We start from the raw sequence: 19,492 nt of genomic DNA on the forward strand, positions 1-19,492 counted from the left end.
CATGCGATTACGCAGTATTGAAATGGTTCTGCCAAACGCCGCTGAAGCCGCGGACTTTATGGTAAACATATGGCATACCAAACTGGCAGCCAGTCCGGCGGATAACCGCCCGGACGCCAAAGCCAAAACCCATTATATTCGCGGTTCGGGCAGCTTCCCGTACCTCGTTGCATTGGAAGAAGGCAGCGAGTCGTTCGTGCGCAGCGTTACCTTTGTGTGCGAACCAAACGATATTGACCGCATCGAACGCAACGCACGGGCCAAAAATCTCAATGTGATCGCTGAAACGTCAGCCGACTTGGGCGGCGGTCAGGGCATCATTGTGGAATTGCCAGAAGGCGAACTGTTCCGCTTTTTAGCCGGCAGTGAAGAAGTAGCCCCCATCGACGATCCGGAATTGCCGGTAAAACTCACCCATGTGGTGTGTAACTCAGTGGATGCCGAACAATCAGGTTTGGCGGTAGAAGATATTTTAAATTTTACCGTGTCAGACCGTACCAAAGGCATGGTATTTGTGCGCTGTAATGCCTCGCACCACAGCACCGCATTTGCGCGTGCAGGCTTCAACTCACTTAACCATATTGCCTTTGAAATGAGCGATATGGACGCAGTGATGCGCGGCGTAGGCCGCCTGCGTGATCACAAATACGCCCCAGCCTGGGGACCGGGTCGCCATGGCCCCGGCGACAACGTATTTGCCTACTTTATTGCGCCATTTGGCGCCGTTGTTGAATTTTCAACAGCAGTAGAAATTGTACCTGAAGACTATCAGGCCGGTGCACCAGAAGACTGGACCTGGCCGGAAAACCGCATTGATCAATGGGGCATGTCCGACAAAGACTTTGCTGGCTTAAAAGTAGCCGAAGCGAACTTCCCCTTTAAACGTACCTGGCAGCCAGCCTGAACAGTAAGTAAGTGAGCAATCAATATGAAATACGTTAGTTTTACCCTTAGTGATGGCAGCGCCGGATTTGGCCGTTTGCACGGTGACAGCATTGAAGTGTTAACCAGTCAGGTTGCTGACTTAAAAGCGGCATTGGATGCCGGTACCCTGGCTACGCTGAGCAGCGACGAACAGCTTGCTCTTGAAAGCGTTACCCTGGCACCGGTTATTCCCAATCCGGGCAAGGTATTTTGCGTAGGTCACAACTACGAAACACACCGTCAGGAAACCGGTCGCGCGGCAACGGAATATCCGTCTATTTTCGTGCGCTTTGCCGACTCCTTAGGCGCGCATAATCAGCCTATCGTTATGCCCAAAGTGTCTACCGATTTGGATTACGAAGGCGAGCTGGCGGTTATCATTGGCAAAGGTGGGCGCTACATCAGCGAAGCCGACGCCATGTCACATGTAGCTGGCTACGCTTGTTTTAACGATGCTTCTGTACGCGACTGGCAATGGCACAGCCGCCAGTTTACACCGGGTAAAAACTTCCCGACTACCGGCCCGTTCGGCCCGTATATGATCACACCTGACGAAGCGGGTGATCTGTCTGAGGTGAATGTCACCACTAAGCTAAACGATCAAGTCGTTCAGCAGCAGCCTATTGGTGATATGATTTTCCCCATCGCCACGGTTATCGCCTATATCTCCAGCTTTACCCCGCTTAAGCCCGGCGATGTGATTGCCAGTGGTACGCCCGGTGGTGTAGGTGCGAAACGCACACCGCCGCTGTGGATGAAACCCGGTGACACGGTAACCGTAGAGATTGGCCCAATGGGCACGCTTAGCAACACTATTGTAGCGGAGTAACACCATGAAACAGTCTGCGTCAGCGCGTAATGGCATAGCGGCCCTTGGCACCGAAATGGGGCCCGCCATGATGGAAGGCATGCTAGCCGTATTTGCAGAAGAGCAAACCGCGTTGGTTGCACGCCAACCGGCGCTCGCTACCGATGTTGTCTACGGCGAACACCCTCGGCACAGACTGGACATTTATGGCCCAACTGCTTTGCACAACGACCTGGCCGCGCGTAAAACCTCGTCGCGCCCGGTGCTGGTATTTGTGCATGGCGGTGGCTTTCTGAAAGGCGACAAAGGCGATACCACCCGCTGGTATAATGCCTGCGTTGGCCGCATGGCAGCCGAATATGACATGCTGGGCGTAGTGATTAACTACCGTCTTGCGCCTGAGCATACCTGGCCCGCTGGCGCTGATGACTTGGCTGCTGTAGTGACATGGCTGAAGCAGCACATTGCTGACTACGGCGGAAACCCGGATGCAATATTTCTAATGGGTACGTCGGCCGGAGCCAATCACGTTGCCACTTACCATCAGCAATACCAAGCACAGGATACAGTGAAAGGCTTGCTGTTCCTCTCTGGCTTGTACGGTGCCACCCCACTGGATGACCGCGACACGATCTACTATGGCGACCACGCGCTTTACGAAACGCGTATGGCCATGCCAACAATAAGTAAGTGCCCACTACCGCTATTTATAGCTTGCAGCGAATATGACCCTTCGCGCTTCCAACAGGAGTGGCTGGGTCTGGTTGAACAGCGATTCATCCATAATCAGCGCCTAGATCGCGTATTAGTGTTGTCTGGTCACAACCATTATTCGATTGCCGGACACCTCGGCACCAGTGACACTCGCCTGGCTGATGAAATCGTTGGCTTCATCCACGATATTCTTAACGCTCACCGCTAACACTGCGTTGTTCATAGTCTGATGGCTATCGAAAATCGTTATGGCAGGTATGCATAAATTCCGGTGTTGCTGTGCTATCTGCTCGCTTACTGTTAACAACATAATTACATGGAGCAAGCTATGAACTCACCCACCCTACAACGCTATGTGCGCACCGAAACACTCATCGGTGCCGTGATCAACGCTATATTCAGTGTGCTATTTGTGTTTTTGATATTCTCTGGTCAATCGCATATCGGCATGACCGGCGAAGGCGGTTTGTTGATCGACTCAGTACCTCAGGGGCTCGCCATTGGCCTGATGGGGGCATTTTTTCCGTCGTTTTTAACCCGTAAACGCATTAAAGCCGGCCAGGTAAGCATTGAGAGCAGCGCGCAATCAGCCTCGAAGTTACCCGCTCATCCTTTTGTACGGGCACTCTTATTTGCCTTGGCCAGTGGTGTAGTGTCTTTGCTGCTGTTTGTTCTGTTGTCGGCAGCCATTGGCAGTGTGTCGTTTACTCAGGCACTTATCCTGAAAACGGTATGGGGCGGCCTGCTCGGCGGCATGGTGTCGTACATTGCCCTGCAGTTTGCTTTGCGCGATTACGCTGCCTGATTGGAAAGGGGCTAACCATGCCCCTGTTCGTCTTACGGGTAATACTCCCTCACCTTTAAGTTTTGCTACAACGCTTACTCATGCCAATTTGCATGGAAGTGGTAAGCAGATAAGCACGCTCCCTCGCTTACCTATATCGCATTATTTTACCCTTCCAACAATCGATGGATGAATATCGCCGGGCAAGATGGTACTGTTAAAAAAGTATTGGCAAAGTGGTATATACTTCCTATACATAAGGTTGGCTATAGCTTCCTTTACGTCATATCAGGGCATGCGTGGAAGTTTACATTCAGGCACCCCTGCTTAATCACACTAAAACGGGATTCGTAATGCGTTTTAAATTTCCCATCATCATCATTGATGAAGATTTTCGGTCAGAAAACACCTCAGGTCTTGGTATCCGTTCATTGGTACAACCCATAGAAGACGAAGGAATGGAAGTACTGGGGGTAACCAGTTACGGCGACCTCACGTCGTTTGTTCAGCAACAGAGTCGGGCATCCTGCTTCATTTTAAGTATTGATGACGAAGAATTCAGTGATGAACGGGCGGAAGACACGCTGGCGCAGCTGCGTGCCTTCGTTGGAGAGTTACGCCACCGAAACCAGTACATACCCATATTCCTGTATGGCGAGACCCGTACGTCCAGTCATATTCCCAACGACATACTGCGTGAATTGCATGGCTTTATTCACATGTTTGAAGACACGCCAGAGTTTATTGCCCGCTACGTAGTGAGAGAAGCCAAAGCGTATATTCGCGCACTGCCGCCACCCTTCTTCCGCGCGCTGGTAGACTACGCAGCCGATGGTTCGTATTCCTGGCACTGCCCCGGACACTCTGGCGGCGTAGCTTTCCTGAAAAGCCCGGTTGGGCATATGTTCCATCAGTTTTTTGGTGAGAACATGCTACGAGCCGATGTGTGCAGCTCGGTAGAAGAATTAGGCCAGTTGCTCGACCACACCGGACCGGTAGCAGAGAGTGAAGCCAATGCTGCGCGAATATTTCACGCAGACCACTTATTTTTCGTCACCAACGGTACCTCTACGTCGAACAAGATTGTGTGGAACTCCACCGTGGTGCCTGGCGATGTGGTTATTGTTGACCGCAACTGCCATAAATCAGTGTTGCACTCCATTATTATGACGGGAGCTATCCCGGTATTTTTAATGCCAACCCGCAACAACTACGGCATCATTGGCCCCATTCCGCGCAGTGAATTTGATTGGGAAAACATCCAGAAGAAAATTGCTGCCAACCCCTTTATTACCGATAAAAACGCCAAGCCACGCCTGCTAACTATTACACAGAGCACCTACGACGGCGTGATGTACAACGTAGAGGAAATCAAGCAGGAACTGGACGGCAAGATAGACGGACTGCTGTTCGATGAAGCCTGGTTACCACATGCATCATTCCACGATTTCTACGGCGATTTTCATGCCATGGGACAGGACAGACAGCGCTGTAAAGAATCGCTGGTATTTTCTACCCAAAGTACTCACAAGTTACTGGCGGGCATCTCACAAGCATCACAAATTCTGGTGCAGGATGCCGAGAACTATTCTCTGGATAAAGAATTATTCAACGAAGCCTATCTGATGCACACCTCCACATCGCCGCAGTATTCGATTATTGCTTCATGTGATGTGGCCGCCGCCATGATGGAGCCACCAGGAGGAACCGCATTAGTTCAGGAATCTATTGCCGAGGCCATGGAATTCAGACGTGCAATGCGCAACGTCGATGAAGCCTGGGGTGAAGACTGGTGGTTTAAAGTGTGGGGCCCCGACGAGTTAGCCGAAGAAGGCATGGGCCCTTATGAAGACTGGACATTACGTGCAAATGAACGCTGGCACGGCTTTGGTAACCTGGCTGATGGTTTCAATATGCTGGATCCAATCAAAGCCACTATTTTAACGCCAGGGCTCGACGTTGACGGACAGTTTGCCGAAGTAGGCATACCGGCCTGTATCTTAACCAAGTACCTGAGTGAACACGGTATTGTGGTAGAAAAAACCGGTCTGTATTCGTTCTTTATCATGTTTACCATTGGTATCACCAAAGGCCGCTGGAACACCCTGGTAACCGAATTACAGCAGTTTAAGGATTGTTACGACACCAACATGCAATTGTGGCGTTGTATGCCGGAGTTTTTAGAAAACAACCGCCGTTATGAAGGTATGGGACTGCGCGATTTGTGTCATCAAATCCACCAGATGTACGCTCAGTACAACATTGCCCGACTCACTACCGACATGTATATGAGCGACCTTACTCCGGCTATGCGCCCAGGCGATGCGTGGTCAAAAATGGCGCACCGGGAAGTTGACCGGGTACCTATTGAAGAACTGGAAGGCCGTATTACCGCCATGCTGGTAACGCCTTACCCACCGGGTATTCCGCTATTGATACCGGGTGAACGCTTCAATAAAACCTGCGTGGAATACCTGCGTTTCGCCAGCCACTTTAATGAAAGATTCCCAGGCTTCGAGACCTATATTCACGGCCTGGTAAAAGAAGTGAAAGACGGCAAAACCCATTACAGCATTGATTGCGTGCGCGAATAACGCCGTTTGTTTGGGGGCAAAACCCCGCTACGTCTTAACGATACTAAAGCTGCTTCCGGTTAACGGTTAGCAGCTTTTTTTTGGGTTACTGGATGTAAAGCGTGAGAATAACAGCGGTTATGCTTGACTTTAATGCTGTAAGCTTCAGGCTGTATAAGAAGGCTAACTTTACCTATTTCATAAACCGGAGGCCATTGTGGATGCTAATCATGTAGAAGTGCGCCATTTAACGTTTAAAGACATGACTGAGCTGCGGGAAGCTTGTAAAGAGGTGTACGTAAACTCTACCCTTGCCGCCTGGAACGACAAGATCCTCACAACGTTATTAACCAAATTTCCGGAAGGGCAAATCTGTGTTTGTGTAGACGGAAAAGTCGTGGGCTGCGCGCTATCACTGATTATTGATTACCAAAAATTTGGCGATGATCACAGCTATGATGACATTACAGCAGACTACCGGTTCACCACGCATGATCCCAAAGGCGATGTGTTATATGGAATCGAAGTATTTATTCACCCGGAGTACCGTGGTTTACGCTTAGCCAGACGACTTTATGATGCCCGTAAAGAGCTGTGTGAGAACCTGAACCTGCGTTCAATCATAGCGGGTGGACGCATGCCTGGATACGTTCAGTATTCAGACAAAATGTCTGCCAAACAATACATCGAAAAAGTGAAAGCAAAAGAGTTTTACGACCCGGTACTGAGCTTTCAGCTCGCCAACGATTTTCACGTGCGCAAACTGCTCAAAGGGTATCTCACAGACGATACTGAGTCGTTGGAATACGCCACACTAATTGAGTGGGCGAATATTTTTTACACCAAATCGGTAAAGCTGATAAATGCGGAACGCTCAGAAGTGAGGTTGGGATTAGTGCAGTGGAAAATGCGCCCCATGGATACCATTGAAGAGTTGTTCGAACAAATGGAATTCTATGTAGACGCAGTGTCTGATTACAAAAGCGATTTCATTTTGTTCCCGGAGCTTTTCCAGGCCCCACTGATGGCAGAGTTTAATCACCTGAACTTTACCGAATCGATTCGACAACTGGCTAAACACTCAGATGCCATCCGCGATAAATTTATTGAGTTTGCCATTACCTACAACATCAATATCATCACCGGCAGCATGCCGCTAATTGATAACAACAAACTGTATAACTCCGGGTATCTTTGCCGTCGGGACGGCAGTTGTGAGCGCTATGATAAGATTCACCCCACGCCTTCTGAAGTGCGCAACTGGGCGATGTCGGGCGGTAACGATATTCGGGTGTTCGATACGGATTGCGGCAAAATAGGCATAGTGATTTGTTACGATGTTGAATTCCCTGAATACAGCCGCTTACTCGCTGATCAGGGCATGAATATATTGTTTGTTCCCTTCTTAACCGACACGCAAAACGGCTATACCCGCGTTCGTCATTGCGCTATGGCACGCGCAATCGAAAATGAGTGTTATGTGGCCATTGCCGGCGCTGTGGGTAATCTGGCAAGAGTGAATCACATGGACATTCAATATGCCCAGTCGGCTTTATTCACGCCGTCAGACTTTTCGTTCCCCACAACGGGCATAAAAGCCGAAGCCACCCCCAATTCAGAAATGACCTTAATTGTGGACGTAAATTTAGACCTGCTAAAACAACTGCATAACCATGGCGCAGTGCATACCATGCGCGACCGTCGCCACGATTTGTATCAGTTGAAACTGGTTAAAGATTTATAAGTTCAGAGGCGGTGCTGCAATTACAGGAATTGCAGGCACCGCTTTGTGGATTTCAGGTTACGGCAAGCCAGAGAGAATTACTGGCTTTCTGCCTGTCCAAGTCAGCGCCACATAAGCCGTTTTCACAGCATTTAGCACACGCTGGCATTTAAGGCAGTTTTAGCAACCTTTCGGAACGCCAAACTCTGATCACCACCAGAGCGTCTGGCGTTAACATATAAACAATCCTGAATGGCGGGTGAATTAGTTCCCGTATGTGAGACTGCTCAAATTCCGGCACAATTCTGCCTATCATAGGTTTATACCAATTCGCATAGAAGTTTGCCCTCTCAGAGTGATCCCTGAGGGCTAGTCGAAAACGACTTAGATCACGACGCGCACTCTGAGGCATAGTCATTCTATGTCCAGAGGGCGCAACACAGATGTAAGTCGTTTTGGCCACTCCCTTCGGGCAACTCCCTAAGGGCGAACTGGCAGACTTTTTAGCGTTGTTACGCTTGCTTGATTTGGAACCACCAAACCTGTGCAACCAAGCCTAGCTAAAAAGCCTGCCAGTGCTGCTGAGTGAGCAAACTTCTATGCGAATTGGTATTACAGGCAGCGTTTCTATGTGCCTGACGATTTCAGAAACATATTGTTTGCCAATCTCTGGCACATGTTGTTCGACGTAATATGCAATGATATCTTCAAGGTCCATCACCGCCGATGCAGAAAAGTCGACTCTCACTACTCAATCCCAAATTTTGCCTTAACGTCGCTAATATTGAGAACATTTCCTTCTTTTACGTCCAGCATGCCAGCAGCAATGGCTTTTACAAACGCAAGCTCTTCAATTGCCTTTTCATAGTCCTCGATTCCTTGAACCACGGCAACACCGCGGCCTCGGCTAGTCACCAGCACGGGTCTGTGAGAGTCTTTTGCGTGCTTAACAACTTTACCGGGGTTAACTTTCAAATCAGACAGCGGGATAACATCTTCCGAAAACTTTATCGTCATAAAGCCACTCTTTAGCACCTATTTAAAATACCAGTTTATAGCACCACTAAATAAACATCCAGTTCGCGAGCCCCTTGGTATCGCGATGCGATTATGGGGCGACGGGGTGAGGTGCAATAAGTTGGTAAACAGCAAACGAAAGTCATGCGACTGTCTGGCGGAGAATTGTCCAAGTCAAGTAAACATACAGAGCTGGGGCATCAACGGTTTTCTACCGGTAAAGCCTTTAATACGCCCCCTGCCACGAGAGCAAACCCCGCCCCTATTAACACATCAATCATGCGGGCCAGTATCAACATATCTGCACCAGACTCGATGGAAGCGGTATGAGCAAGGATAACGGTTAAGGGCGTGATAAAAATACAGGCTAGCGCATAATTTTTAGCGATCAGCATTTCAATGGTGAACGCGAGCACAAACAGCAAAATAATCAGCACTAATGGCGAAGGAGAAAAGGCAAAAATGCCCGTTGCCAGCAACATCCCCAGTGCAGTGCCCGTCGCGCGGTGCAATGACCGTTGCCAGAAATCAGTCATTCGCTGCCCCTGTAATATGGCAGCAACGGTAATGGACACCCAGTAGGGATTATCAATGCCACCCACACTGGCAAAATAATAACTTCCCCCCACGGTTCCCCCAACGACCAGCGCTTTCACGGCTATTGCAAGCTGCCAAAACGGTTGTGAAGGACCTGCTTCTATTTGCGGTTTGTCCTTTACGGTTATCAGGTCGTGCAAGTAAACCGCAACCGTTACCATTAGGCTGCCCGCCAGAAATGCACCGGCGATAACGGGAATATCACTCAGTGCAACAGGGTGAGTTTTGCTAAGGCAGCACACCATAATAAAAAAGAACCCCGCTGGAGGACGCATTCTTTTGTACAGAGCAAGGTAGATGGCAATGACAGCAACCAGCCCAAGGAAAAAGGCCGATGCCGCTAAGTTTTGCTGAGTAACCAGGCCCAGAATATAAGCACCTGCAAATGGCAGCAGCATTTTTAGAAGTGCGCTGGCCCGATAACCAGGCGTAAAAGACGCCCCATATAGCCCCAATAATGAACCAACACAAGTCGTCAGCCCAAGCTCAGGGTAGCCAGCAAGCACACCAGCCATAAGTGGCATAGCCATGAAGAAGGAGCAAATGACGATCAGTGAGAGTGGGCGTGGAACGGATTGAATGGCAAAAAGTGACTTAATGCCATGCATAAATCCGCTTTGTACTTGTTTAGCTATACGAGCCACTGTGAATTCTCCATACCAGGTAATAACGACATTCAGTCACCGTTATATTCATTCCCGCTGCATACCCGGGGTGCTTTGAGTTAATTAGCGTACAGCAAGGTGAACACTATCCACGAGCCCTCAGGGTCGAGGCGTTCTTACGCTTTATCAGCTCCATCTGCAACAACACACTGCCACGCATAATCACGCTGGCGCCATTTAATACCAGCAACGGCCAACTCTGATTGAGCGGCATAGTTAAGCCAAATAACAAGGTACTGACATCTTTAATTAATATGCTTCGAAACAAACCGAAAGACAGCGCACCTATCTCGCCATAACGACGCAAAATCAGCCATTGATGCAATGTTCCCTGAATCAAAATGGCGGTCACCAACAGCATTAACCCGTTGGTCCCGAGTTGAGCAAAGGCAGGAAAAGGGCGAAAGCCCATGGAAATAAACCCGCCGGTCAGTGCACAACCTGCGAGAACCAGCGTTATCAATGTGGTTGATGTACGCCGCTCCTGCCAGATGCGCCAAAGGATAACCAGTGTAAGTACTAGCGCGCCACAGCGAGTCCATACTAAATAATGATTGAATGGTTCTACGGCTATGCCAAACATAAAATTTGCGTAGAAAGCAAAAAAGCTGGAGCCAAACTGGTTAAGCGACAAACTTTGCGTACCCTGCGCATTGCTTTGACGATGAAGATGAATACGCCTGATCTGTGCCCACAATCCCAGCCAGGTTAAAATAAACAGAACGGCACTGAGCGCGCCCAGGATGTGGTAGAGCATATCGAAATGAAGTAATGGCGAATTACCCCGATGATAGCACGATTGCGTGTTAAATGAGCTCCCTGATATCGCTTCGCGATTCAGGCAAGGCGGGTTGAGGAATATTTTAACCTCGTGCGCCTTTAAGCGAGATCCCTGACATCGCTTCGCGATTCAGGGATGACGGCTATTGTGACATCGCTTTGCGATTCAGGGACGACGTGCTGTTGCGATTCCGGCAAGGCGGTTGAGGAGTGTTTTAACCTCGTACGCATTTAAGCGAGATCCCTGACATCGCTTCGCGATTCAGGGATGACGGCTATTGTGACATCGCTACGCGACTCAGGGATGACGGACTGTGGAATGCTTGAGTGCGAGTTCAACCGCGTCAAGTGTGTGCATGTGTTCAAAATACATTGTGACATGCTGATAGGTATTCAGCGCAAAACCCGCTCCCGTCAGCCGACGAATGACCCAGAACCAGTATGCATCCATGGCAGACCAGCTATCGCCATACCAGTAGGGCTGATGAGTGAGCGTTGCATCCAGTTGACTGAATATCCCCGCCAGTGCGGTCTCAGCTCGCGCTTTCACTTCCGTCACGAGCGCATCGCCAGCGATAAGATCGGGTCGACAATAGCGGGTTACCAGTGGGTGTACGCCCGAAGCTAAATAGCTTAAATCACTGAAGCGTTGAATACTGTCTACGCTTTCAGGGAACAGTCGCGCTTGCGGCCAGGCGCTATTCAGGGCGATGAGAATGGCCGGCGTTTCCGTGATCACCCGCCCGTTCAGATTCAGCGCAGGTACTTTGCCTTTGGGATTGATTGCCAGATATTCCGGGCGCTTGTGCTCCCCGTTGGCCAGTATCACATTGCGCAATGTATAGGGTACCCTGGCATGCTCCAGAGCAATCATAGTGACCAGTGAACAAGCACCGGGCGAGGCATACAGGGTTACGGATTCGGTCACGGATTCGGTTAGGGCTTCGGTTACGGTGTGCATGGTTAACTCCGAATTTAGACTGTGAAGTCGGAAGGACATATAGAGGGGCATATTGCCCCTCATGTTGTAGTACTTATTTCGTCAGAATCGCAACCGGCCCTAACAAGCCAGATTCACGCAACGGTGCATCCGGTACATAGGTAGGCACGGTGGTAAACGTGAAGGTGTCTTTAGTGTCGGGCTGAGCATCACCAATCAGACGGTTAACCCATAGATTGGTTACTTTCAGGGCAATGGTGTTATTGCCTGACGTCAGAAAGTCCGTAACATCAATTTGATACGGCGCTTTCCACAAGGTATCCACTACCTTGCCGTTAACGCTCACTTCCACCAGCTCCCGTACATCACCCAAATCCAATACCAGCGACTTGCCCTTGGGTAACCGCTTTAGTTCAACTGTTTGCTGGTAAGTGGCGGTTCCCGAGAAATACTTAATGCGCTCGTCGTTACTGTTGGCCCAGTTGCCAGCCTGCATGGTTACTGGCTCCAATGGTGCACCACGTCCGGGCTGGAAGGTTACCGTCCAGTTGTTGTCCAGAGAGGCAAACGTGCGGGCTTTGACTGGCTTTTTCGCAGTTACCCGCTTATCGCTGGCAAATACGATGTAGCCTGACTCAAACGGAGCAAGCTCGCGTTTGATTTCAGTCACACCGCGCTTTTGCTTGTAATCAACAGCGGTAATCTCACCGGTTACCGCATTGTAGTGATACGGCGTTTTATCACTCACCGCAAAGCGCAGCGTGACCGGCTCGTTGCGGTTTTGGCGATGGGTATAGAAATAAATTTCTTCGCTGTCGGTATGACGGTGCACAAAGAACAGCTCAGTGTCATCGCGTTTGGCGTTGTAAGCAAAATCGGCTTTAACACCGGCTTCTTTGAGGCCAGTGGTGATGTCATCCGCTTCGATTACCCGTCCTTTGCCACTATTGCCCGACCACAGTGCATTGGCCAGAGCAGTAAATTCAGCCTGATCATCCTGCAATGAAGGCGACGCTAACGGTTTGTGTCCAATTACCGTCGCACCGTCTTTTACCAGAACAGCCAGTTTCTTTAGTACCGACAAGCTCATGTACTCACTAGTACCGCCTAAGTACAGCACCTGATAGCGCTGGCCGCTTGGCGTTACTAACTGACCGTTATCTACACGCAGTAAATCGCGAATGATATCGGCATTCACGTAGTCGAAGCCGTTTTCACGCGGCACGTCTTGCGACGGCTTGTCGTTGTGCAGTGCGGTAAGTGGCGTTTCTTCACCATAGAAATACGCTACATCAGCGTAAAAGCGCCCTTGTTGCAACATGTAGGTGTTGCGGCTGATGTAGGTCACCCAAGGCTTGGCAAATTCTGCCCAGGTTTCTAACCGGTTGAAGTACTGACCAAAAATAAACAGGCTCAGGCCCGGGCCGTTGTCCAGCGGTTGATGCACCGACGTATGAATAATCGGTCGGTTCACACCCAGCGCAAACTCCATGTCTAGCATAGGCTGAAGATCGCGTGGAGAGAAAGCCCAGGGCGATGCAGCAGCCGTGAGTGACTCAGCGGCCACCTTGTTTTGCCCGTATATGTGCGCAACCGACGCCGCTTCTCGAATATCCGACCAGTACTGCGGCGCAGGGCCAATTTTATTGTTGGTATCGAACGACCACATCGCGGCCATTGGAATATCGGCAGTACGACGCATCCGCATGCCATCACCCAATGATGGACGGCCGTTTTCCAACGCTTCGGAGTAGTGAATCATGTTGTACTCATCGAGTACCTTGCTGATCACGCCGTAGTGATTGTCGGCAATCATTTCAGCCAGCGTCAGGCGGAAGTCATACAAAAACTTGTCGCTGTCCTGGGCGTTGTTCACCACCACACCGGTGAGCGCAGGTAACCAGGGGCGTAAATCATAACCGCGGCGTTGTTTAAACTCTGTAAACATAGCCGGCGTCCAGTTAGAGGGACCCACCTCAATACTGTCGTTCAGCAGGGCTTTTACGCCCTCCCCCAGCTTGTTGCTGCCGCTGGCTTTGGCGTAGCTCTGCAGGTAATACTCAATGTAATTACGCACGGCAATAGGATCGTACTTATCCACCTCCAGTCCGGTAGATTCCGGCGTGGCGGGGTGGTTTTCTTTACCGGTGAGCGAATAGCCTACCCGCAGGATTTTCCAGTTACCTTCAATCGGGGTCCAGGCAAGGGTACCGTCTGCTTGTAAGGCGTCGGTTACATCAATAATGTCGTTGGCAGGTACACCTTCACCATTGTGTTGATACGACAGTGGATAGTAATCCTCAACGATGCCAAAACCGGCTTTGTCTTCAAAACGGTGTACACGAGGCTGTTCATAAAAGGCCACTTCCAGCAGGTTTACTGGTGATGCCTGAGGCTCTCCCGTTGGTAGTTTGAAACCCGGTAGAGGTGCCGCACCCGGCGCAGAAGACGATGGCAATTCAAACTTGCCATTGGGGTTGGCGCGCATCACTAAACGCATGTACCGGGCCTGTACCGGCGCGAAAGACACGGTTTTCTGTACGCTGGTTTCTACCACAAAGTCAGCGACGTCAGTAAAGTGCTTACCATCAGCGCTGGCCTGTACTACTGGCGCAAACGCGGCAGGCAGGAACATACCGGGAATCGGCATGGCGAACGACGCGCTTTGCAACGTGCGCAGTTCACCAAGATCGAAGGTAATCGTCAGCGCTTCATGTGGGCCAGATACAGTGGCAGAACCGGTGGTGTAAGAACCATCCTGCATTAACGCCAGCGACAGCGGCTCTCCGTAACTGGTTGCTACGCTTTTAATCTCTACGGGTGTGGCAGAAAGCGGTATCGCGTACACAGCGATATCTTCGTAATAGTGCGGCACGTGAGCTTTGGCGTGACTGTCATCCTGGAACATCTCTGTGCCCTGGGCGTAGTCCTGAAATACGCCGGTGGTTTGTGGTGGCGGGGCCAGCTTAATAGGCTTCGTACTGCCGCCCGTTACGTACGTTTCACTCCAGCTGATTTTCTTCATGCCGTCTTTCGGCGCAACCCAGGGACCACCGGTTTCACTCCAGCCCGGCGACGCCGCAATACCAAATTCAAAATCGTATTGCTGTGCCTGAGTCAGTGCGAACTGAAACTTTTGTTGCCAGTCGTCGCTCATATATTGCACTGGCGCATCCACGATTTTGGGGGTCATCAGGTGCGCATCAAAGTTTTGCACACCGCCAATGCCTACGCGGTTCATCCAGGCCAAATCTTTGGCAATACCGTCTTCGGTAACATTGCCGCTCATCCAATGCCACCATACAAGTGGCTTGGCATATTGAGGTGGCTGCTGGAACTCAGCGTCGCTCATTGAGCCCGCTACCACAGACAATGACGTCATAGCACTGCCCACCAGCAGTGTGCGAATAGCCCGGCTTACCGGCAAAAGAGAAAATCGCATACAGCATCCTTTACATGGAAAAAGAAAAACAAAAAGGCCAGCCACCTGGCCAGCCTTTGTAAGTGCAAGGCGCTTAGAACTTAGTTCTTAAGCTAACCGACATAAAGCGGCCCATGCTCTTATAGGCCACACCTTCGTCAATTAAACGGAATGGCGGGTCCTGATCCAGCGCGTTATCAATGTTGAATGACACCTGGGTATCTTCATTAATATCATAACTGGTGAACAGCGACAGCGTGGTAAATGAATCGATTGATTCGTCACCCACGTCTGCACCGCCGCGATAGAACAAGGTACCTGATACATACCAGTCACCATTGCGTAATCCCACCGTTGCTACACTGTTAAAGGCGGAAATCGGGCTGTTGAAGTCACCTTGTTTAAGGGTGTCGTTGAAGCCTGCGCCTTTTACGTTTTCCTTATCGCGGTTCAGAATGTAAGTACCACTTAAATTTACATCCAACTCACCCAGTGCTACGTCGGTAAAGTACTGGATAGAGTAATCCAGACCGTCAACCTCATAAGCACCCATGTTAGCTTTACGCTGGTCAGATACCACATACGGTGTGCCGAAGATGGCAAACATGGTTTCCAGACTATCGAAGCCCGCTACGGGTAAATCGCCAAATTTCGCAATGACTTCTTCAGCCGATGTTGGACCCAGAATAAAGTAATCCTGGTTTACTTCTTCGTCGTAATACGACGGGCCGAAGAAGAAGCCTGCGTTTTGATCCAAACGGTCTTCGTACTTCACGCTCCAGTAAGTTAACGACACTCTTAATTCGTCGGTAGCATACCAGTCGGTACCCAAAGACATGGTCTCTGCGTTTTCAGGTTTGATGCCTTCAGACGCGCCGCCAACCAGGAAAGTTGGCTTAAAGAAGTCCGGTACAAAAGGGCTGTCTGACGCACGGAACGGGCTGAACGGTAAGAATAGTTCATATTGCAATGGTGCCGCTAAGTCAGCCAGTGCCGGTGCATGGAACGAAGTTCCCCAGGTCCCGCGTACGGTAACATCTTCGCTTGGGTTCCAGGTTACCGCTACTTTCGGGTTGGTGGATGAACCCACATCGTTGTAACGGTCATGACGTGCCGATAGCGACACATCCAAATGCTGCACCAGTGGCAGGGTGTTGTTGTCGCCCACCAACGGAATATACAATTCACCGAACACTGACTTCACGTTGCGGTCGATATCGCGAACCGACGACGTAGTCGGTGAACCAATCATACCGGTATCTACAACCTGATAGAACGACTCTTCACGGTATTCGGTACCTACCGCAGCACGCATTGTGCCGCCGGTAATGTCGAACAGTTCACCGTTAGCAATCAGTTTTACTTCCGCCAGATCCTGCTTAGACAGCGTGTATTCCTGCCAGTCGGCAATAGACGCCAGTACCGATGCACTGGTTTGACTTACATCGTAGGGATTTAGCGCCTGGCCAGCGGTTGTGGCAGCCAGTGCCGCAGCCTGTGCTTCAGAGTTAATCTGATAATCGTTGTAAGTTGATTCACTCTTACCGTAGTTCAGCGTACCTTTTAACTTCCAACTATCGGTTAACTGATACGTCAGGGTGGGTGTTACCTGCCACTGTTCATACACAGAAGGATTTTTACCCGCTTTGCCCCACACGTCTTCGTAGCTGAATGCAACGGTGTTAGAGGTTTCATCACCCACAGCCACAAAATAGGGGTTGTCTGAGGTAATGGTAGCAGAGGTACGAATGTCAGCCGGGTCATAGTCCACAGCATCACGACGAGAATAGTAAGCCAGCACGTCCAGGGTTAACCCTTTCGCCAGTTCCTGATTCAGGTTAGTGAACAACGAGTAACGCTCTTCTTCCGGATAATACGACTGATTATCGTAGCTTGAGCAATAGTTTGGATTGGCAGCATCCACACCCGGTAAGCCGTACAAGGTATTGTTCAGCAGAATGTTGCCTGGGTTACAGCCGGTTGCGCGATAATCTGCGCCGCCCTGAGCGGTTAAATCTTCTTTTATGTAGCTGAGGTCTTTACCAAACATGGCACTGCGGTCGCCATAAGAAAACGCCGCTACCAGGTTTCCACTGTCCCAGCTGTGACCAAAGCCGCCCGACACATCAATGCGGTCGTAATCGCCGTGACCCATGCCGTACTGTACGCTGATCTCGCCGCCTTCCATGTCTTTCTTAGGAATAAAGTTGATTACACCGGCAACCGCATCAGAACCATAAATCGACGAGCCACCATCCGGAATAACTTCCACACGCTCAAGTAAGCTGGCAGGGATCATCGACGAGTCAACCCAGTTAAGCGGGCCCACCGGTACTAAACGGTTACCGTTTAATAACACCAGTGTTGCCATACCACTTAAACCACCAATACCGCGAATTTGCGGTGGCTCAAACGGAATAGATGAACTCAGGGTATTTTCAGGTACTTCGTTAAACGCATCCATTTGTGGAATGCGACGCAGCACGTCAGTAGCAGACGTAACGCCCTGCTCAATAATTTTTTCCTGGTTCAGACCAATCACGTTTGAACCAACCGGATTCACCCCTTCAATCAGGGTACCGGTTACAGAGATAACTTCTACTTCCTGCTCGGTTTGTTGTGCTTCCTGAGCAATGGCAGCAGACGATGCTAAATAGCCAAGGCCGGTACAAACCGCCAGGGCCAGTTTTTTCAAGGGTATGTGCTTTGGTTTCATTATAGTGTCCTTCAGTACGGCAAGCTTTTGGTTCACACTTACCGCACTAAGAATTTACATTTCATCAACAAAAGTAAAATATTAAATTTTCGCATTTCCATAGTTTTGATTTATACATCGCCTGCAAGCGCTGATTTTAAAAGAGCGAGTTTGATTGAAGTTGGGAGATAAGTTTGAAAAATAGTCGTCATACGATTGGCCTTTTAGAAGTGGAGAGCAAAGAGTGACTCGCCGGAGCAATTGGTTTACCTTGTATCCGTTACCAGTTTAAGAGGACAACATGGCTACTATCAGAGACGTCGCAAAAGAAGCGGGCCTTTCTACGGGTACCGTATCCAAGGCGCTGAGTACGCCAGAAAAAGTGTCAGCCAAAAACCGCCTGAAAATAGAAGCGGCCATCAAAAAGCTCAAGTATAAACCCAACTTACTTGCCCGGCGTTTTCGCAGCAGTCGTGCAAGTACCATTGTGGTTATGGTACCTAACATCGCTAATCTGTTTTTTGCCCAACTCATCAGTGGCATTGAAAACGTCGCTCAACAGGCCGGATTTAATGTGCTGTTGGGTGATACTAAAGACACCTTTGAACGCGAAGAAGCGTTTGTTCGCATGGTAGAAACCCGCCTTGCTGACGGCGTAATCAACCTGCGTCCCAGCCGCTCCTGTGAACCGCTGTTAGCGAGAGATGGCGTATTGTCGGTAACGGCCAGCAGCTGTGAAAACACCCCTGGTGTAAGTGTACGCATAGACAATGCGGCCGCTGCCGAAAAAGCCGTGTCGTACCTGGTAAAACTGGGTCACCGGCGCATTGGCCTGGTAACCGGCTTAAAAGACAACCCGCATACTGCTGATCGCCAAAAGGGATATTGCCGGGCATTACAGGCAGCGGGTATTGAATTTGACCCGGCGTTGGTGATTGAAGGCGATTTTAACTTTTGGTCGGGGATCAGTGCTGCCGAGCAGTTTTGCCAATTGCCCAACCGCCCTACTGCGGTATTCTGTATGAGCGATGAAATGGCCATTGCCGCCATTAAAGGTTTTGCCGATCGTGGCTTACGGGTACCCGAAGACATGTCGGTAATCGGCTTTGACGATATGGAAGTGGCGCGTTACGTAACGCCTACGTTAACCACCATTGCACAGCCAGCTGAAAAAATGGGCGAACGTGCTGCCAGCTTACTGATTGATCAAATAAACGGACACCCACCCGCGATCCGCGAACATGTATTGCCCTACGAATTCATCATTCGCGACAGCGTAGGCCCTGTAAATCTTAGTTAACCCGGAGTCTGCTGTGTTTACCCACTGCCCCCACTGCGCCGCCACCACTATCAGCTCTGCCAACGGACATCGTTTTGTGTGTGAGTCCTGTCATTTTGAGTACTTTCACAATACCGCTACTGCGGTTGCCGCGCTGGTTCAGTGGCAAGGCAAGCTGCTACTCACCCGCAGAGCGCGTAACCCGGGTAAAGACATGCTGGATTTACCCGGCGGCTTTGTGGATCACAATGAATCCCTCGAAGAAGCGCTAAGCCGGGAATTACAGGAAGAATTAGCGCTGGATATTAGCCACTGGCGCTATGTGTGTTCGCGCCCTAACACCTACCAGTACAACGGAATTACCTATAAAACCTGTGATTGTGCGTTTGAGGCTACGCTTAGCCAACAGCCGGACATAACCGTAGCCGAAGATGAAATCAGTGAATTGATATGGGCGTTACCTGCCGATATCCGGTTGGAGGATATTGCGTTCCCGTCTATTCGCAATCTGGTAGGTGGGTGGATTGCCAAACAGCAATCCACTTAACCATACCAATTAACCATACCAATCG

At 50.1% G+C, this 19,492-nt stretch carries 15 protein-coding genes; 8 read left to right on the plus strand and 7 right to left on the minus strand.

Features of this window, described 5'->3' with window-relative positions:
- Position 1 precedes the first annotated feature (1 nt).
- From ACLR2L_RS00280 to ACLR2L_RS00305, 6 genes are all read left to right on the plus strand, one after another.
- Positions 2 to 904 carry a VOC family protein gene (locus ACLR2L_RS00280; protein ID WP_413364654.1) on the plus strand — a complete coding sequence of 301 codons (903 nt, stop codon included), beginning with the start codon at positions 2 to 4 and terminating at the stop codon, positions 902 to 904.
- Positions 905 to 928: 24 nt separating this feature from the next.
- Positions 929 to 1,753: a fumarylacetoacetate hydrolase family protein gene (locus ACLR2L_RS00285; protein WP_413364656.1), complete on the plus strand. Its 825-nt coding sequence runs from the start codon at positions 929 to 931 to the stop codon at positions 1,751 to 1,753.
- A 4-nt stretch (positions 1,754 to 1,757) separates the two neighbouring features.
- A complete protein-coding gene (locus ACLR2L_RS00290; RefSeq protein WP_413364658.1) occupies positions 1,758 to 2,654 on the plus strand; it encodes an alpha/beta hydrolase in 897 nt (298 codons plus the stop codon).
- A 120-nt stretch (positions 2,655 to 2,774) separates the two neighbouring features.
- On the plus strand, positions 2,775 to 3,251 hold the full coding sequence (locus ACLR2L_RS00295) for a hypothetical protein (RefSeq protein ID WP_413364660.1): 477 nt from the start codon (positions 2,775 to 2,777) through the stop codon (positions 3,249 to 3,251).
- Between the two features lie 332 nt (positions 3,252 to 3,583).
- Positions 3,584 to 5,824: an Orn/Lys/Arg decarboxylase N-terminal domain-containing protein gene (locus ACLR2L_RS00300; RefSeq protein WP_413364662.1), complete on the plus strand. Its 2,241-nt coding sequence runs from the start codon at positions 3,584 to 3,586 to the stop codon at positions 5,822 to 5,824.
- A 241-nt stretch (positions 5,825 to 6,065) separates the two neighbouring features.
- On the plus strand, positions 6,066 to 7,547 hold the full coding sequence (locus tag ACLR2L_RS00305; protein WP_219993922.1) for a bifunctional GNAT family N-acetyltransferase/carbon-nitrogen hydrolase family protein: 1,482 nt from the start codon (positions 6,066 to 6,068) through the stop codon (positions 7,545 to 7,547).
- A gap of 726 nt (positions 7,548 to 8,273) precedes the next feature.
- On the opposite strand, the gene ACLR2L_RS00310 is transcribed toward ACLR2L_RS00305, so the two are convergent.
- The 7 genes from ACLR2L_RS00310 to ACLR2L_RS00340 all read right to left on the minus strand — a co-directional run bounded on the left by ACLR2L_RS00310 (position 8,274) and on the right by ACLR2L_RS00340 (position 17,662).
- Positions 8,274 to 8,543: a type II toxin-antitoxin system Phd/YefM family antitoxin gene (locus ACLR2L_RS00310; protein WP_413364664.1), complete on the minus strand. Its 270-nt coding sequence runs from the start codon at positions 8,541 to 8,543 to the stop codon at positions 8,274 to 8,276.
- Between the two features lie 200 nt (positions 8,544 to 8,743).
- A complete protein-coding gene (locus ACLR2L_RS00315) occupies positions 8,744 to 9,784 on the minus strand; it encodes an FUSC family protein (RefSeq protein ID WP_413364666.1) in 1,041 nt (346 codons plus the stop codon).
- Positions 9,785 to 9,890: 106 nt separating this feature from the next.
- A complete protein-coding gene (locus ACLR2L_RS00320; RefSeq protein WP_413364668.1) occupies positions 9,891 to 10,562 on the minus strand; it encodes a hypothetical protein in 672 nt (223 codons plus the stop codon).
- 122 nt (positions 10,563 to 10,684) lie between these two features.
- Positions 10,685 to 10,816, minus strand: a complete 132-nt coding sequence (locus ACLR2L_RS00325) for a hypothetical protein (protein ID WP_413364670.1) — start codon at positions 10,814 to 10,816, stop codon at positions 10,685 to 10,687.
- Between the two features lie 67 nt (positions 10,817 to 10,883).
- The gene (locus ACLR2L_RS00330) at positions 10,884 to 11,546 is read right to left on the minus strand and encodes a glutathione S-transferase family protein (RefSeq protein ID WP_413364672.1); all 663 of its coding nucleotides are present in this window, start codon (positions 11,544 to 11,546) and stop codon (positions 10,884 to 10,886) included.
- A gap of 73 nt (positions 11,547 to 11,619) precedes the next feature.
- Positions 11,620 to 14,967: a glycosyl hydrolase gene (locus tag ACLR2L_RS00335; RefSeq protein ID WP_413364675.1), complete on the minus strand. Its 3,348-nt coding sequence runs from the start codon at positions 14,965 to 14,967 to the stop codon at positions 11,620 to 11,622.
- 73 nt (positions 14,968 to 15,040) lie between these two features.
- On the minus strand, positions 15,041 to 17,662 hold the full coding sequence (locus ACLR2L_RS00340) for a TonB-dependent receptor plug domain-containing protein (RefSeq protein WP_413364677.1): 2,622 nt from the start codon (positions 17,660 to 17,662) through the stop codon (positions 15,041 to 15,043).
- Positions 17,663 to 17,942: 280 nt separating this feature from the next.
- Here ACLR2L_RS00340 and ACLR2L_RS00345 point away from each other — a divergent pair, with 280 nt between their 5' ends.
- Positions 17,943 to 18,941, plus strand: a complete 999-nt coding sequence (locus ACLR2L_RS00345) for a LacI family DNA-binding transcriptional regulator (RefSeq protein WP_413364679.1) — start codon at positions 17,943 to 17,945, stop codon at positions 18,939 to 18,941.
- Positions 18,942 to 18,954: 13 nt separating this feature from the next.
- Positions 18,955 to 19,467: an NUDIX hydrolase gene (locus tag ACLR2L_RS00350; RefSeq protein WP_181405223.1), complete on the plus strand. Its 513-nt coding sequence runs from the start codon at positions 18,955 to 18,957 to the stop codon at positions 19,465 to 19,467.
- Positions 19,468 to 19,492: the final 25 nt, after the last annotated feature.

Origin of the sequence: Alteromonas sp. AMM-1, from assembly GCF_047290655.1 — a bacterium.
Lineage (GTDB): Bacteria > Pseudomonadota > Gammaproteobacteria > Enterobacterales > Alteromonadaceae > Alteromonas > Alteromonas mangrovi.